General features: G+C 65.1%; 18 protein-coding genes. 17 read left to right on the top strand and 1 reads right to left on the bottom strand.

Annotated features, from left to right (window positions below; all coding sequences use genetic code 11):
- Positions 1-7: 7 nt before the first annotated feature.
- Positions 8-232, bottom strand: coding sequence for a twin transmembrane helix small protein (locus ACNI3R_RS09735; RefSeq protein WP_426183138.1), 225 nt, complete (start codon positions 230-232; stop codon positions 8-10).
- Positions 233-438: 206 nt separating this feature from the next.
- Between ACNI3R_RS09735 and efp the strand changes: the two genes are divergently transcribed.
- The 17 genes from efp (at position 439) to nuoL (ending at position 14,595) form a co-directional block, all read left to right on the top strand.
- Positions 439-1,002, top strand: a complete 564-nt coding sequence (gene efp, locus ACNI3R_RS09730) for an elongation factor P (RefSeq protein ID WP_056361879.1) — start codon at positions 439-441, stop codon at positions 1,000-1,002.
- Between the two features lie 122 nt (positions 1,003-1,124).
- Positions 1,125-1,949: an inositol monophosphatase family protein gene (locus ACNI3R_RS09725; RefSeq protein ID WP_426182596.1), complete on the top strand. Its 825-nt coding sequence runs from the start codon at positions 1,125-1,127 to the stop codon at positions 1,947-1,949.
- A gap of 194 nt (positions 1,950-2,143) precedes the next feature.
- Positions 2,144-2,521: an NADH-quinone oxidoreductase subunit A gene (gene ndhC, locus ACNI3R_RS09720; protein WP_426182593.1), complete on the top strand. Its 378-nt coding sequence runs from the start codon at positions 2,144-2,146 to the stop codon at positions 2,519-2,521.
- Positions 2,512-3,078: a NuoB/complex I 20 kDa subunit family protein gene (locus ACNI3R_RS09715; protein ID WP_426182590.1), complete on the top strand. Its 567-nt coding sequence runs from the start codon at positions 2,512-2,514 to the stop codon at positions 3,076-3,078. The genes ndhC and ACNI3R_RS09715 overlap by 10 nt, the downstream gene beginning before the upstream one ends.
- On the top strand, positions 3,075-3,854 hold the full coding sequence (locus tag ACNI3R_RS09710) for an NADH-quinone oxidoreductase subunit C (protein WP_426182587.1): 780 nt from the start codon (positions 3,075-3,077) through the stop codon (positions 3,852-3,854). Before ACNI3R_RS09715 ends, ACNI3R_RS09710 begins: the two co-directional genes overlap by 4 nt.
- Positions 3,854-5,074, top strand: coding sequence for an NADH-quinone oxidoreductase subunit D (locus ACNI3R_RS09705; protein WP_165323224.1), 1,221 nt, complete (start codon positions 3,854-3,856; stop codon positions 5,072-5,074). Before ACNI3R_RS09710 ends, ACNI3R_RS09705 begins: the two co-directional genes overlap by 1 nt.
- A 26-nt stretch (positions 5,075-5,100) precedes the next feature.
- Positions 5,101-5,406, top strand: a complete 306-nt coding sequence (locus tag ACNI3R_RS09700) for a nuclear transport factor 2 family protein (RefSeq protein WP_165325137.1) — start codon at positions 5,101-5,103, stop codon at positions 5,404-5,406.
- Positions 5,406-6,083: a complex I 24 kDa subunit family protein gene (locus tag ACNI3R_RS09695; protein WP_426182583.1), complete on the top strand. Its 678-nt coding sequence runs from the start codon at positions 5,406-5,408 to the stop codon at positions 6,081-6,083. Before ACNI3R_RS09700 ends, ACNI3R_RS09695 begins: the two co-directional genes overlap by 1 nt.
- On the top strand, positions 6,080-6,229 hold the full coding sequence (locus ACNI3R_RS09690) for a hypothetical protein (protein ID WP_426182580.1): 150 nt from the start codon (positions 6,080-6,082) through the stop codon (positions 6,227-6,229). Before ACNI3R_RS09695 ends, ACNI3R_RS09690 begins: the two co-directional genes overlap by 4 nt.
- A 99-nt stretch (positions 6,230-6,328) precedes the next feature.
- Positions 6,329-7,624 (top strand): NADH-quinone oxidoreductase subunit NuoF, encoded by a 1,296-nt coding sequence (nuoF, locus tag ACNI3R_RS09685; RefSeq protein ID WP_426182577.1) that lies wholly within the window; start codon positions 6,329-6,331, stop codon positions 7,622-7,624.
- Positions 7,621-7,767 (top strand): hypothetical protein, encoded by a 147-nt coding sequence (locus tag ACNI3R_RS09680; protein WP_426182574.1) that lies wholly within the window; start codon positions 7,621-7,623, stop codon positions 7,765-7,767. The genes nuoF and ACNI3R_RS09680 overlap by 4 nt, the downstream gene beginning before the upstream one ends.
- A gap of 13 nt (positions 7,768-7,780) precedes the next feature.
- Positions 7,781-9,790, top strand: a complete 2,010-nt coding sequence (gene nuoG / locus ACNI3R_RS09675) for an NADH-quinone oxidoreductase subunit NuoG (RefSeq protein WP_426182571.1) — start codon at positions 7,781-7,783, stop codon at positions 9,788-9,790.
- Positions 9,787-10,833, top strand: coding sequence for an NADH-quinone oxidoreductase subunit NuoH (gene nuoH, locus ACNI3R_RS09670; RefSeq protein WP_426182568.1), 1,047 nt, complete (start codon positions 9,787-9,789; stop codon positions 10,831-10,833). The genes nuoG and nuoH overlap by 4 nt, the downstream gene beginning before the upstream one ends.
- A gap of 5 nt (positions 10,834-10,838) precedes the next feature.
- Complete coding sequence (nuoI, locus tag ACNI3R_RS09665) at positions 10,839-11,324, top strand: NADH-quinone oxidoreductase subunit NuoI (RefSeq protein ID WP_426182565.1); 486 nt, start codon at positions 10,839-10,841, stop codon at positions 11,322-11,324.
- 160 nt (positions 11,325-11,484) lie between these two features.
- Positions 11,485-12,096 carry an NADH-quinone oxidoreductase subunit J gene (locus ACNI3R_RS09660; RefSeq protein ID WP_426182562.1) on the top strand — a complete coding sequence of 204 codons (612 nt, stop codon included), beginning with the start codon at positions 11,485-11,487 and terminating at the stop codon, positions 12,094-12,096.
- Positions 12,093-12,398, top strand: a complete 306-nt coding sequence (gene nuoK / locus ACNI3R_RS09655; RefSeq protein WP_296625521.1) for an NADH-quinone oxidoreductase subunit NuoK — start codon at positions 12,093-12,095, stop codon at positions 12,396-12,398. Before ACNI3R_RS09660 ends, nuoK begins: the two co-directional genes overlap by 4 nt.
- Before the next feature lie 103 nt (positions 12,399-12,501).
- Complete coding sequence (gene nuoL, locus ACNI3R_RS09650; protein ID WP_426182559.1) at positions 12,502-14,595, top strand: NADH-quinone oxidoreductase subunit L; 2,094 nt, start codon at positions 12,502-12,504, stop codon at positions 14,593-14,595.

Below are 14,595 nucleotides of genomic sequence, written 5' to 3'. Positions count from 1 at the left end.
GGGCGGCTCAGGACCGGCTCATCATCAGCAGCAGGATGACCAGGATCACCGCGATCGCCTGAAAGGCGATGCGCATCCGCATCATCTTGTTCTGCTGCAGGCCCGATCGGCTGACCGTTCCTGCCTTGAGGTCTTCCTCCGTCGTCTTGAGGAAGGCGATGATTCCCCGCACCAGTGCGACGACCGTGGCGATCACCGCGAGCAGGATGAGGATGAAGAAGACTGTATTCATCCGCATGATGTAGCGCGATCGGCAGGGCAGGTGAACCGCAATGTACCGCGCCGTCGGGCATCTTCCCTTTCGTTCACTTCGTCCCGGCCCCTCGAAGCCTGACGACCGCTGCCGGGAAGCCCCGGATAATGGACTCGCCTTGCCCTTTTCCGGCGCTGCGGCTATGGCCGCGCCGGCTCTTTCAAATCCTCAGTCTCAGGTGAACCATGAAGATCAGCGGCGTGGACATCCGTCCCGGCAACATCATCGAATATGAAGGCGGCATCTGGCGCGCCGTCAAGATCCAGCATACGCAGCCCGGCAAGGGCGGCGCCTATATGCAGGTCGAGATGAAGAATCTGATCGACGGGCGCAAGAACAACGTCCGTTTCCGCTCCGCCGAGACGGTCGAGCGCGTTCGCCTCGACACCAAGGATTTCCAGTTCCTGTTCGCCGAGGGCGAGGACCTGACCTTCATGGACAAGGATAGCTACGAGCAGATCACGCTTCCGCGCGATCTGCTCGGCGATGCCGCCGCCTTCCTCAACGACGGCATGGACGTCGTCATGGAACTCTACGACGAGCGCCCGATCTCGGTGCAGCTGCCCGACACCGTCGAGGCACTGATCGTCGAGGCCGATGCCGTGGTGAAGGGGCAGACCGCCTCGTCCAGCTACAAGCCCGCGCTGCTCGAGAACGGCGTCCGCGTGATGGTGCCGCCGCACATCGCCAGCGGCACCCGTATCGTCGTCGACGTCTACAGCCAGGAATATGTCCGCCGCGCGGACTGATCCTGCCTGATCGCGCGGCCGGTCTCCGGGCCGGCCCGCCTGTATCGGCCCCTCCCCGAATGTCGGCGGGCCCCTGTATCGCGTAGTCAGTGCCGCCCGGCCGGCACGAACGGAGAAGTATCTTGGTCAGCCATTCCGGCCTCATCACCGTCATGGACCGCGCCGCGCGCAAGGCCGCGCCACGCCTGCGCCGCGACTTCAACGAGGTCCAGCAGCTGCAGGTAAGCCGCAAGGGCCCGGCCGACTTCGTGTCGATGGCCGACCAGCGCGCCGAACAGACGCTGGTCGAGGAGCTCAAGCGCGCGCGTCCCGACTGGGGCTTCGTGCTGGAGGAGGGCGGCGAGATCGAGGGCGATCCCAACAAGCCGCGCTGGATCATCGACCCGCTCGACGGCACGACCAACTTCCTCCACGGCATCCCGCACTTCGCCATCTCGATCGCGGTCGAGGAGCCGGCCCGGCCGGGCCAGGCGCGCGGCGACGTCAGCCATGGCCTGATCTATCAGCCGCTGACCGACGAGAGCTTCTGGGCGGAAAAGGGGCGGGGCGCCTGGTTGCAGGACCGTCGCCTGCGCGTGTCCGCCCGCCGCGAACTCGCCGATGCGCTGGTCGCGACTGGCATCCCCTTCCTCGGCCATGGCGATATCCGCAAGTGGAGCGCCATCTTTGCCCAGGTCGGGCCCGAGATCGCCGGAATCCGTCGCTTCGGCGCCGCCTCGCTCGACCTCGCCTGGGTCGCGGCCGGCCGGTTCGACGCCTTCTGGGAGTCGGAGCTCAAGATCTGGGACGTGGCGGCCGGCATCCTGCTGGTGCGCGAGGCGGGTGGCTTCGTCAGCGATTTCCGCGGTGGCGACCGGATGCACGAGCGCAACGAATATCTCGCCACCAATGACGGGCTGGCCACGCGCCTGCACAAGCTCGTCGCGCAGGGCGTCAAGGGGCTTTGAGGGCGTCGCGCCGCCGCTCGTGGGCGGCGGTGCGGGTGCGCGCCTGCACCAAGGACCAGCTTCCCGGAAATCTGCGGGAATCACTGACCTTTTTGCGAGTCATTCTCACTCCCCGACACCTTGCTTCGCACATGCGGCGCGCCTAAAGGTCGCGCCAAAGGCCGGATTCCCGGCCCTCTGCTCGGAGCCTGTTCATGGCGTCAGTCGCCGCTGGATATCTACCGATCCTGATCTTCCTGGGGGTCGCTCTCGCTTTGTCGAGCGCGTTCGTGTTCCTGCCGATGCTCGTGTCACGCGCGACCGGCTCGCACAAGCCGACCCCGGAGAAGCTCACCGAATATGAATGCGGCTTCCCGGCCTTCGAGGACAGCCGTGCGCAGTTCGACGTGCGCTTCTATCTGATCGCGATCCTGTTCATCATCTTCGATCTCGAAGCGGCCTTCCTTTATCCATGGGCCGTGTCGCTGGGCGGCATCGGCTTTGCCGGCTGGGCCTCGATGATGATCTTCCTGGTCGAACTGACGATCGGTTACATCTACGCGTGGAAGAAGGGAGCCCTGGAATGGGAGTGACGCTCGATCCGGCGCGCAATCCGCACAAGCTGGAAGGCTTCGGCGGCGATCTCGTCCAGCCCGATGCCGACTTCTTCAAGTCGCTGCAGGCCGAGGTCAACGACAAGGGCTTTCTGGTCACCTCCGCCGAGGAGCTGTTCCAGTGGGCGCGGACCGGCTCGCTGTGGTGGATGACCTTCGGTCTTGCCTGCTGCGCGGTCGAGATGATCCACGTCAACATGCCGCGCTACGACCTCGAGCGCTTCGGCGCCGCGCCGCGCGCCTCTCCGCGCCAGTCGGACGTGATGATTGTCGCCGGTACGCTGTGCAACAAGATGGCCCCGGCACTGCGTCGCGTCTATGACCAGATGTCCGAGCCCAAATATGTGATCTCGATGGGCTCCTGCGCCAATGGCGGCGGCTATTATCACTATAGCTATTCGGTCGTGCGTGGTTGTGACCGGATCGTGCCGGTCGACATCTATGTGCCCGGCTGCCCGCCGACCGCCGAAGCGCTGCTCTACGGCATCATGCAATTGCAGCGTAAGATTCGCCGCGTGGGGACGCTCGAGAGATGAGTGACACGTCGCTGACCTTCCCGCGTTTCGCGGCCAAGGACGGGTTTGCCGAGGCGGTGACCGCCGCCCTTGGCGTGCGCCTGATCGAGCTGCGCCAGTGCGTCGGCGAATATGCGCTGCACGTCGCCCGCGACAGCCTGGTCGAGACGATGACGATCCTGCGCGATCAGCTGGAATATCAGCAGCTGATGGAGATCGCCGGCGTCGACTATCCCGACCGCGCCGAGCGGTTCGAGGTCGTCTATTGCATGCTCAGCCTGACGCGGAACCATCGCATCCGGGTCCATGTCGCGGCCGACGAAGTCACTCCGGTGCCGTCCGTGACCGGGCTGTGGCCGGTCGCCGGCTGGCTCGAGCGCGAGGTGTTCGACATGTACGGCGTGCTGTTCGAGGGCAACCCCGACCTGCGCCGCATCCTGACCGACTATGGCTTCCGCGGCCATCCGCAGCGCAAGGACTTCCCGCTGACGGGCTATGTCGAGCTGCGCTATTCGGAGCAGCACAAGCGCGTCGTCTATGAGCCGGTCAAGCTGGCGCAGGATTTCCGCAGCTTCGACTTCATGAGCCCGTGGGAAGGCGCCGACTATATCCTTCCCGGCGACGAGAAGGTCTCGGCGACGCAGCCGGGTGCGCCGACGCCCGCGCCCGCTCCGGCCGGCACCGCGCCCAAGCCGGTCGAGGGCAAGGCACCGCCGCCCACGCCGAAGACGACCGATCATGTGGGGCAGACCGGCGAAGGCAAGGCCGATCCGCTCGGCGACGGAGCGAAGAAGTAATGGCTTCGACCTATGACACGCTGACTCCCGAGGTCCAGAAGGGCGAGACGGAGATCCAGAACTACACGATCAACTTCGGTCCGCAGCATCCGGCCGCGCACGGCGTGCTGCGCATGGTGATGGAACTCGACGGCGAGATCGTCGAGCGTGTCGACCCGCATGTCGGCCTGCTCCATCGCGGCACCGAGAAGCTGATCGAGTATAAGACCTATCTGCAGGCGCTGCCCTATTTCGACCGGCTCGACTATTGTTCGCCGCTCGGCATGGAGCACAGCTATGTGCTGGCGATCGAAAAGCTGCTCCAGCTCGAAGTGCCGATCCGCGCGCAATATCTGCGCGTGCTGTTTGCCGAGCTGACCCGCATCTGCAACCACATGCTCAACATCGGCGCGCACGTCATGGACGTCGGCGCGATGACGCCGAACCTGTGGCTGTTCGAAATCCGCGAGGATTGCCTCAATTTCTTCGAGCGGGCCTCGGGCGCCCGCATGCATTCGGCCTGGTTCCGTCCGGGCGGCGTGCATCAGGATGTGCCGCTCAAGCTGTTGACCGACATCGGCGACTGGCTCGACGACCGCATGCCGCGCCTGTTCGAGGACGCGGTGTCGTTGTTCGCCGACAACCGCATCTTCAAGCAGCGCAATGTCGACATCGGCGTGGTCAGCAAGGAAGACGCGATCGCCTGGGGCTTCTCCGGCCCGATGATCCGCGCCGCCGGAATTCCCTGGGACATCCGCAAGGCGCAGCCCTACGACGTCTATGACCGCATGGACTTCGAGGTTCCGGTCGGCACCAAGGGCGACTGCTATGACCGGATCATGGTCCGCATCGAGGAAGTCCGCCAGTCGGCGCGCATCATCAAGCAGTGCCTGCGCGAAATGCCCGAAGGGCCGATCGCCAGCCTCGACCGCAAGGTCGTGCCGCCCAAGCGCGGCGAGATGAAGCGCTCGATGGAAGCGCTGATCCACCATTTCAAGCTCTACACCGAGGGCTTCCACGTTCCCGAGGGCGACGTCTATGTCGCGACCGAGAGCCCGAAGGGCGAGTTCGGCGTCTATCTGGTCTCGGACGGCAGCAACAAGCCCTATCGCTGCAAGATCCGCCCGACCGCGTTCAGCCATCTCCAGGCGATGGACTTCATGATGAAGGGTCACATGCTCGCCGACACCACCGCCATCCTCTCGGCGATCGACGTCGTGTTCGGGGAGTGCGACCGGTGAGCAGCAAGCTGTCGATCGCTGAGCAGATGATCGCGCATTACAATGCGCAGGACGCCGACGCCTATGTCGCGCTGATGACCGACGATGCGGCCGAGGCCGGCTATCGCGGCGCGGTGCTGCGCGACGGGCGCGAGGGCGTTCGCGAAGGGCTCAAGGCGATGTTCGCGCAGTTCCCCGAGAACCGCGCCGAAATCCTCTCCGGCCAGCAGCTGGGCGACTATGTCCTCCTTCACGAGAAGGTGTACCGGTCCAGCGATGCCGAGCCGTTCGAGGTGATGAGCATCTACAGTTTCGAAGGCGACAAGGTGTCGCGCGTGGAGTTCGTGCGCTGATGGCTGACGCAGCCCATATTCCCGATGAGGCCGAGACCCGCGCCCGCTGGGGCAATTTCGCCTGGACGGCGGACAATGCCGAGCAGGTGAAGAAGATCATCGCCCGCTATCCTCCGGGGCGCCAGCAGTCGGCGGTGATGCCGCTGCTCGATCTGGCGCAGCGCCAGGTCGGCGCCGAGACCAACACCCAGGGCTGGCTGCCCGTGCCGGTGATGGAATATATCGGCAAGCAGCTCGACATGGCCTATATCCGCGTGTTCGAGGTCGCGACCTTCTACACCATGTACAATCTGGCGCCGGTCGGCCGCTATCATGTGCAGGTGTGCGGCACGACGCCGTGCATGCTGCGCGGCTCCGACGACGTGCTCGATGCCTGCTACAAGAAGGGCATGAAGAAGGGCGCTACGACGGCCGACGGCTTGTTCACGCTGACCGAGGTCGAATGCCTCGGCGCCTGCGCCAATGCGCCGATGGTCCAGATCAACGACGACAATTACGAGGATCTGACCTTCGACAGCATGACGACCGTGCTTGATGCGCTCGCGCGCGGCGAGCAGCCGAAGATCGGTCCGCAGATCGACCGCCAGACGAGCTGCCCCGAAGGCGGCCCGACGACGCTGGTCGAGATGGTCGGCGAAAATCACGACTATCGCGGACGCTGGGATGCGCCCGCATGAGCGCGCTGATCGCGATCATCGTCACGGTCGTGCTGGCGGTCATCCTCGTAAAGGTGACCTTCAAACTGCTGGGCGTCGCAATCGCGATCGGTCTGGGCCTGCTGGCCTATTTCGTGGCCGAAAAGCTGTTCGGAAAGAAGATCTGATGGCTGTTATCGGCCTTTTCACCGTGCCGGCACCGACCGGCCTCTCCCTCGGTCATCCGGCCCCTGCCGGAGCCGCGCTTCCTGTTCGGGGTGCCTTCGATGCTTGACGACAAGGATCGCATCTTCACCAACCTCTACGGGTTCCAGCCCTGGAACCTCGAGGCGGCGCGCAAACGCGGCGACTGGGACAATACGAAGAAACTGCTCGAACGCGGGCCTGACCAGATCATCGAGGAGATCAAGGCCTCGGGTCTGCGCGGTCGTGGCGGCGCCGGCTTCCCGACCGGCATGAAGTGGAGCTTCATGCCCAAGGAGCCGAAGCCCGGCCGTCCGAGCTTCCTGGTGATCAACGCGGACGAATCTGAGCCGGGCTCGTGCAAGGACCGCGAGATCATCCGTCACGATCCGCACAAGCTGATCGAAGGCGCGCTGGTCGCGGGCTTCGCGATGCGGGCTCGTGCCGCCTATATCTATATCCGCGGCGAGTTCATCTACGAGGCGAAGGTGCTCTTCGCCGCCGTCGAGGAAGCCTATGCCGCCGGCCTGCTCGGCAAGAATGCCGCCGGCTCGGGCTATGATTTCGACGTCTTCGTCCATCGCGGCGCGGGCGCCTATATCTGCGGCGAGGAAACCGCGCAGATCGAAAGCCTCGAGGGCAAGAAGGGCCAGCCGCGCCTGAAGCCGCCCTTCCCGGCGGGTGCCGGCCTCTATGGCTGCCCGACCACGGTCAACAATGTCGAGTCGATCGCGGTTGCCCCGACGATCCTGCGGCGCGGCGCGAGCTGGTTCGCGGGGATCGGCCGCGAAGGCAACAAAGGCACCAAGCTGTTCCAGATCTCGGGCCATGTGAACAAGCCCTGCGTGGTCGAGGAAGCGATGGGGATCAGCTTCCGCGAGCTGATCGACAAGCATGCCGGCGGCATCCGCGGCGGCTGGGACAATCTGCTCGCGGTGATCCCGGGCGGATCGTCGGTGCCGCTGGTGCCGGCCGCCCAGATCATGGACGCGCCGATGGATTTCGACGGCCTCAAGGGCGTCGGTTCGGGCCTCGGTACGGCGGCAGTCATCGTCATGGACAAGTCGACCGACATCGTCCGTGCGATCAGCCGCCTGAGCTATTTCTACAAGCATGAGAGCTGCGGCCAGTGCACCCCCTGCCGCGAAGGCACGGGCTGGATGTGGCGCGTCATGGAGCGCCTGCGCACCGGCGACGCGGCGGTCGAGGAAATCGACATGCTGCTCGACGTAACCAAGCAGGTCGAAGGCCACACCATCTGCGCGCTCGGCGACGCGGCCGCCTGGCCGATTCAGGGCCTGCTCCGCCATTTCCGTCCCGAAGTCGAGCGCCGCATCGCGGAGCGCGGTGGCGCGGCGTTGATGGAGGCCGCCGAATGAACGCGTTGTCCGTCCCGACGCTCGGGCCGTGCCTGCCGCTGGGCGCCACGCTCAAGGCAAACCGCCAGTCGCTGCGTGCAGTGCTGGCCGAAGCTCTTTATCAGCGCGCCGTGGCTCCGCCGCCCGCTGACACTCAGGGATGACCGTCGAGGACCTATGCCGAAACTGACCGTAGACGGGATCGAAGTCGAAGTCCCCGCCGGCGCCACGGTGCTCCAGGCGTGCGAAGCCGCGGGCAAGGAAATCCCGCGCTTCTGCTACCATGAGCGGCTGTCGATCGCCGGCAATTGCCGCATGTGCCTCGTCGAGGTGAAGCCGGGGCCGCCCAAGCCGCAGGCCTCCTGCGCGCTGCCCGCCGCCGACAATCAGGAAATCCTCACCCAGTCGCCGATGGTGAAGAAGGCGCGCGAAGGCGTGATGGAGTTTCTCCTGATCAATCACCCGCTCGACTGCCCGATCTGCGATCAGGGCGGCGAGTGCGATCTGCAGGACCAGTCGGTCGCCTATGGCCGCGGCCAGAGCCGCTTCGGCGAGAACAAGCGCGCCGTCACCGACAAATATATGGGCCCGATCGTCAAGACGACGATGACCCGCTGCATCCAGTGCACCCGCTGCGTCCGCTTCGCGGAGGAAGTGTCGGGCGTGGAGGAGATCGGCGCGGTCTATCGCGGCGAGAATATGCAGATCACCTCCTATCTCGAAAAGGCGGTGACCAGCGAGCTTTCGGGCAATGTCGTCGACCTGTGCCCGGTCGGCGCGCTGACCAGCAAGCCCTATGCGTTCGAGGCGCGTCCGTGGGAGCTCAAGAAGACGCTCGGCATCGACGTGATGGACGCGGTTGGCACCAATGTGCGTTTCGACAGCCGCGGCCGCCAGGTGCTGCGCGTGCTGCCCCGGATCAACGAGGACGTGAACGAGGAATGGGCGTCGGACAAGACGCGCCATGCCGTCGACGGGCTCGTCCGTCGCCGTCTCGATCGTCCGTTCGTCCGCAAGGACGGCAAGCTGGTCGAGGCGAGCTGGGCCGATGCCTTTGCCGCGATCAAGGCCGCCAGGGCGGGCTCGTCGGTCGCCGCAATCGCGGGCGACCAGCTCGACTGCGAGACGATGTATGCCGCCAAGGCGCTGCTCGGCGCGATGGGATCGACCCTGATCGAGGGCCGCCAGACCGGGATGGACTATGACGTGTCGAGCCTCTCGGCGGTCAATTTTAACAGCACGATCGCCGGCATCGAGACTGCTGACGTGATCCTGCTGGTCGGCAGCAACCTCCGCTGGGAAGCGCCGCTGATCAACACGCGCGTCCGCAAGGCGGTCGTCCGCAAGCGAGCGAAGGTGTTCGCGATCGGCGAACAGGTCGACCTGACCTACCCGGTCAGCTGGCTCGGCAACGATCTCGGCCTGCTCGGTGCGCTGCCGCAGGAGGTGCTCGACGCCTTCGCCAAGGCCGAACGCCCGGCGGTGATCGTCGGCGGCGGGGCGCTCAAGGCCGGCGCGCAGGGCGCGACCCTTGCGCTGGTCGAGCCGCTCGGCCTCGTGAAGGACGGCTGGAACGGCTATAATGTCGTCCACCTCGCCGCCGCGCGGATGGGCGGGCTGATGCTCGGCTATGCGCAGAAGGGCGGCATCGCCGATATTGCCGAGGCCGCGCCGAAGCTGCTCTTCCTGCTCGGCGCCGACGATGTCGACCTGTCGCGCTTCGGCAAGAGCCTGAAGGTCTATGTCGGTCATCATGGCGATGCGGGTGCCGCCGGCGCGGACATCATCCTGCCGGGTGCGGCCTATACCGAGAAGCCGGGCACCTATGTGAACACCGAAGGCCGCGTTCAGCGCAGCGACCGGGCGGTCTTCCCGCCGGGCGATGCGCGCGAGGACTGGGCTATCTTCCGCGCCCTCTCCGACGTGCTCGGCCACAAACTGCCGTTCGATACGCTCGATCAGCTGCGCGCCGCGATGATCGCCGAGGTGCCTGCCCTGGGTGTCGAGGGCCTCGCCGCTTATGGCTGGTCGGTCCCGACGGGCCTCGCCACGAGCGCTTCCGGTCCGGTCGGCTATCCGGTCAAGGACTTCTACCTGACCAACCCGATCGCTCGCGCGAGCGACACGATGCAGCGCTGCTCGGCCGAGCTTATCCATGGGCAGAGCTTCGCGGAGGCCGCCGAATGACCGCGCTGTTCCAAAGCTGGGGCCTCGCCTTCGAATGGGCCTGGCTGGCCTCGACGATCATCGGCATCCTAGTGATCGCACTGCCGCTGATGCTTGCGGTGGCGATGATCATCTATGCCGACCGCAAGATCTGGGCGGCGATGGCGCTGCGCCGCGGCCCTAATGTCGTCGGCCCCTGGGGCCTGCTGCAGAGCTTCGCCGACGGTGCGAAGGTCTTCCTGCAGGAAACGATCATCCCGGCTGCCGCTAACAAGGGCCTGTTCCTGTTCGCGCCGATCATCACCTTCACGGTGGCGCTGATCGTCTGGGCGGTGATCCCCTTCGCGCCGGGCGTGGTGCTCGCCGACATCAATATCGGCCTGCTCTACGTCCTCGCGGCCTCGTCGATCGGCGTCTATGGCGTGATCATCGCGGGCTGGGCGTCCAACTCCAAATATCCCTTCTATTCGGCGCTTCGCGCGGCGGCGCAGATGGTCAGCTACGAAGTCTCGATCGGCTTCGTGCTCATCTCGGTGGTGCTGTGGACCGGCAGCTTCAACATGTCGGCGATCGTCGAAGGGCAGCGTGCCCACATCTTCGGCTTCATCAACGGCTATGGCTTCAACCCGCTGCTGTTCCCGATGGCGGTGGTCTTTCTGATCTCGGCCATGGCGGAGACGGCGCGCGCGCCGTTCGACCTGACCGAGGCGGAGTCGGAGCTCGTCGCCGGCTACCAGACCGAATATTCGTCGATGTCCTTCGCGCTCTACTGGCTCGGCGAATATGCCAATGTCATCCTGATGTGCGGCCTCAACGCGATCCTGTTCTGGGGCGGCTGGCTGCCCCCGGTCGACTGGGCGCCGCTCTACATGGTGCCGGGCATCGTCTGGTTCTTCGCCAAGCTGATGGTCTTCTTCTTCATCTTCTCCTGGGTGAAGGCGACCGTGCCGCGCTACCGCTATGACCAGCTGATGCGGCTGGGCTGGAAGGTCTTCCTGCCGCTGTCGCTGTTCTGGGTGTTCCTTGTCTCGGGGTGGCTGATGCTCACCCGCTACGGAGTTTGAGCCCGATGAGCCTCGGCTACATCATCAAGTCGTTCACGCTCTGGGAGTTCGTGAAGGCGCATCTGCTGACCTTGAAATATTTCTTCAAGGCCAAGGCGACGATCAACTATCCCTATGAGAAGAACCCGCTCTCCCCGCGCTTTCGCGGCGAGCATGCGCTGCGCCGCTATCCGAACGGCGAGGAACGCTGCATCGCGTGCAAGCTGTGCGAGGCGGTGTGCCCGGCGCAGGCGATCACGATCGAGGCCGAGCCGCGCGACGACGGTTCGCGCCGCACGACGCGCTACGACATCGACATGACCAAGTGCATCTTCTGCGGCTTCTGCCAGGAAGCCTGCCCGGTCGACGCGATCGTCGAGGGTCCGAACTTCGAATATTCGACCGAGACGCGCGAAGAACTCATCTACGACAAGGCGAAGCTGCTTTCGAACGGGGACCGCTGGGAACCCGCGATCGCCGCCAACCTTGCCGCCGACGCGCCGTACCGGTAATGGCGCGCGTGACTTCGTTCCGGCGTCAGGGCTGGTCCTCCTTCACCCCTCCTTTTCAGGGGTGGGACCTGTCCGCCAGCGCCTTTCTTGGGGTGAGGCCCCACCCCAACCCCTCCCCTGAAGGGGCGGGGCTTGTCGGCCCAGGGGTTGAGGTTCAATCGTGATCCAGACCATCGCCTTCTACCTGTTCGCCTCGCTGGTGATCGCCTCCGGGACGCTCACCATCCTGGCGCGCAACCCGGTGCACAGCGTGCTGTGGCTGATCCTCGCCTTCTTCAACGCGGCCGGGCTCATGGTGCTCGTCGGCGCCGAGTTCATCGCGATGCTGCTCGTCATCGTCTATGTCGGCGCGGTCGCGGTGCTGTTCCTGTTCGTCGTCATGATGCTCGACATCGACTTCGCCGAATTGCGGGCCGGCTTCGCGCAATATCTGCCCTTCGGCGTACTGCTGGTGCTGGTGCTTGCGGCTGAGATGATCTTCGCGATCGGCGCCTGGACGGCCGGTGGCGTCGACATGGCGTCGCGCATCGCGCCGACGCCGGGCGAAGTACCGAATATCGAGGCGATCGGCACGCTGATCTACACGCGCTACCTCTACATCTTCGAAGGTGCGGGCCTCGTCCTGCTCGTCGCGCTGATCGGCGCGATCGTCCTTACCCACCGCACCCGCGGCGGCGTGAAGGCGCAGAATGTGGCCGCCCAGAACATGCGCCGTCCGGAAGACGCGGTGCGCAACGTCAAGCCGGCCGTCGGCCAGGGGGTGGACCTGTGATTGGGCTCCAACATTATCTGGTGGTCTCGGCTATCCTGTTCGTCATGGGGGTGTTCGGCATCTTCCTGAACCGGAAGAACGTCATCATCATCCTGATGGCGATCGAGCTCATCCTGCTGGCGGTGAACATCAACCTCGTCGCCTTCTCCGCCTATCTGGGCGATCTGGTGGGGCAGGTCTTCGCGATGTTCGTGCTGACCGTCGCCGCTGGCGAGGCCGCAATCGGCCTGGCCATCCTGGTCATCTATTTCCGTGGCCGCGGCACCATCGCGGTCGACGACATCAACCGGATGAAGGGGTGAGTTCAACCATGTCCCTGTCCGCCATGCCGGCGCGCGCCACGGTCGCGTGCCGAAAATCCGATAGCCCGGCTTTCGCCGCAATGACGCACGGGAGCCTTGCGGCATGATCACCGCCATCGTCTTCCTGCCGCTGCTCGCCGCGATCGTCGCCGGTCTCGGCAACCGCATGCTCGGCAACACCATCGCCAAGTGCATCACGACGGGCGCGCTCTTCACGTCCTGCGCGCTGAGCTGGCCGGTGTTCATCGACTTCATGGCGGGCCATGCGACGGCGCATGTCGTGCCGGTGCTGACCTTCATCCAGTCGGGCGATCTTGCCGTCGACTGGGCGCTGCGCGTCGACACGCTGACGGCTGTGATGCTCGTGGTCGTGACCACGGTATCGAGCCTCGTCCACCTGTATAGCTGGGGCTATATGGCGGAGGATCCGAGCCAGCCCCGCTTCTTCGCCTATCTGTCGCTGTTCACCTTCGCGATGCTGATGCTCGTGACCTCGGACAGCCTCATCCAGATGTTCTTCGGCTGGGAAGGTGTCGGCCTGGCGTCCTATCTGCTGATCGGCTTCTGGTATCACAAGAAGTCGGCCTATCAGGCCGCGATCAAGGCGTTCGTCGTCAACCGCGTCGGCGACTTCGGCTTCTCGCTCGGTATCTTCGCCACCTTCCTGGTGTTCGGCACCGTCTCGATCCCCGAGATCCTGGCAGCCGCTCCGGGCTACGCCAATGCCTCGATCGGCTTCCTCGGCGCGCGCGTCGACCTGATGACGCTGATCTGTCTGCTGCTGTTCGTCGGCGCTATGGGCAAGTCGGCCCAGCTCGGCCTGCACACCTGGCTTCCGGACGCGATGGAAGGCCCGACCCCGGTGTCGGCGCTGATCCACGCCGCGACGATGGTCACCGCCGGCGTGTTCATGGTCTGCCGCCTGTCGCCGATGTTCGAGGTCAGCCAGACCGCGATGCACGTCGTCACCTATGTCGGCGCGGCGACCGCGCTGTTCGCGGCGACGGTGGGTACCACGCAGACCGACATCAAGCGCGTGATTGCTTATTCGACCTGCTCGCAGCTCGGCTACATGTTCATGGCGGCCGGCGTCGGCGCCTATGGCGCGGCGATGTTCCACCTGTTCACCCACGCCTTCTTCAAGGCGCTGCTGTTCCTCGGCGCGGGTTCGGTGATCCATGCGATGCACCATGAGCAGGACATGCGTTTCTATGGTGGGCTGCGGAAGCATATCCCGCTGACCTTTTTCGCGATGATGGCGGGTACGCTCGCGATCACCGGTGTCGGTATTCTGGGCGTGTTCGGTTTCGCAGGCTTCTACTCGAAGGACGCGATCATCGAGGCAGCCTTTGCCAGCGGCACCACCTCGGGCGGCTTCGCCTTCGCGATCGCGGTTTTCGCGGCGCTGCTCACCAGCTTCTACTCGTGGCGCCTGGTCTTCCTGACCTTCTACGGCAAGCCGCGCTGGGCCGGTTCCGAGCATATCCAGCATGCGGTGCACGACGCGCATGGCCACGGCCATGACGACGATGCCCCGGCGCAGGAGGATGCCGGTCATGATCCGCACGGCCATGATGCGCATGCGGCGCATGGTCATGATGATCATGGCCACGGTCATGCGCTCGAGGGCGATGCGGGCTATCATCCGCATGAAAGCCCGTTCCCGATGCTGATCCCGCTCGTCGTGCTGACGCTGGGCGCGATCTTCGCAGGCTGGATCTGGGCGCCCTATTTCATCGAGGGTGACCATGGTGCCGCCTTCTGGGCGGGCAGCCTGGTGTTCGACGAGCATCTGATGCATGCGATGCATGAGGTGCCGCTGTGGGTGAAGCTGTCGGCGACCGCAGTCATGTTCATCGGCTTGCTGATCGCACTGTGGGCCTATGTCCTCGACACGACGGTTCCGGCGCGCTTCACCGCGCAGTTCCGGGTCCTCTACGACTTCCTTCTGCACAAATGGTATTTCGACGAACTCTATCACTACATGTTCGTCGTACCGGCCTTCTGGCTCGGCCGCTTCTTCTGGAAGAAGGGCGACCAGGGCACGATCGACCGCTTCGGCCCCAATGGCGTCGCGGCGCTGGTGGTCCGCACCGGCACGATCGCGCGGGCGGCGCAGTCGGGCTACCTCTATACCTATGCTCTGGTGATGCTGCTCGGCCTTGCGGCCGCGGCCACCTGGGCGATTGTGGGCTGA

It is taken from the genome of Rhizorhabdus antheiae, assembly GCF_049889055.1.
Lineage (GTDB): Bacteria > Pseudomonadota > Alphaproteobacteria > Sphingomonadales > Sphingomonadaceae > Rhizorhabdus.
This window is presented reverse-complemented; position numbering and strand designations above follow the sequence as displayed.

What these genes read in the sequence shown, in the direction of transcription:
- ACNI3R_RS09735 (WP_426183138.1), bottom strand. Translation starts at nt 232, where the DNA reads ATGAATACAGTCTTCTTCATCCTCATCCTGCTCGCGGTGATCGCCACG.
- efp (WP_056361879.1), top strand. Translation starts at nt 439, where the DNA reads ATGAAGATCAGCGGCGTGGACATCCGTCCCGGCAACATCATCGAATAT.
- ndhC (WP_426182593.1), top strand. Translation starts at nt 2,144, where the DNA reads ATGGCGTCAGTCGCCGCTGGATATCTACCGATCCTGATCTTCCTGGGG.
- ACNI3R_RS09715 (WP_426182590.1), top strand. Translation starts at nt 2,512, where the DNA reads ATGGGAGTGACGCTCGATCCGGCGCGCAATCCGCACAAGCTGGAAGGC.
- ACNI3R_RS09710 (WP_426182587.1), top strand. Translation starts at nt 3,075, where the DNA reads ATGAGTGACACGTCGCTGACCTTCCCGCGTTTCGCGGCCAAGGACGGG.
- ACNI3R_RS09705 (WP_165323224.1), top strand. Translation starts at nt 3,854, where the DNA reads ATGGCTTCGACCTATGACACGCTGACTCCCGAGGTCCAGAAGGGCGAG.
- ACNI3R_RS09700 (WP_165325137.1), top strand. Translation starts at nt 5,101, where the DNA reads ATGATCGCGCATTACAATGCGCAGGACGCCGACGCCTATGTCGCGCTG.
- ACNI3R_RS09695 (WP_426182583.1), top strand. Translation starts at nt 5,406, where the DNA reads ATGGCTGACGCAGCCCATATTCCCGATGAGGCCGAGACCCGCGCCCGC.
- ACNI3R_RS09690 (WP_426182580.1), top strand. Translation starts at nt 6,080, where the DNA reads ATGAGCGCGCTGATCGCGATCATCGTCACGGTCGTGCTGGCGGTCATC.
- nuoF (WP_426182577.1), top strand. Translation starts at nt 6,329, where the DNA reads ATGCTTGACGACAAGGATCGCATCTTCACCAACCTCTACGGGTTCCAG.
- ACNI3R_RS09680 (WP_426182574.1), top strand. Translation starts at nt 7,621, where the DNA reads ATGAACGCGTTGTCCGTCCCGACGCTCGGGCCGTGCCTGCCGCTGGGC.
- nuoG (WP_426182571.1), top strand. Translation starts at nt 7,781, where the DNA reads ATGCCGAAACTGACCGTAGACGGGATCGAAGTCGAAGTCCCCGCCGGC.
- nuoH (WP_426182568.1), top strand. Translation starts at nt 9,787, where the DNA reads ATGACCGCGCTGTTCCAAAGCTGGGGCCTCGCCTTCGAATGGGCCTGG.
- nuoI (WP_426182565.1), top strand. Translation starts at nt 10,839, where the DNA reads ATGAGCCTCGGCTACATCATCAAGTCGTTCACGCTCTGGGAGTTCGTG.
- nuoL (WP_426182559.1), top strand. Translation starts at nt 12,502, where the DNA reads ATGATCACCGCCATCGTCTTCCTGCCGCTGCTCGCCGCGATCGTCGCC.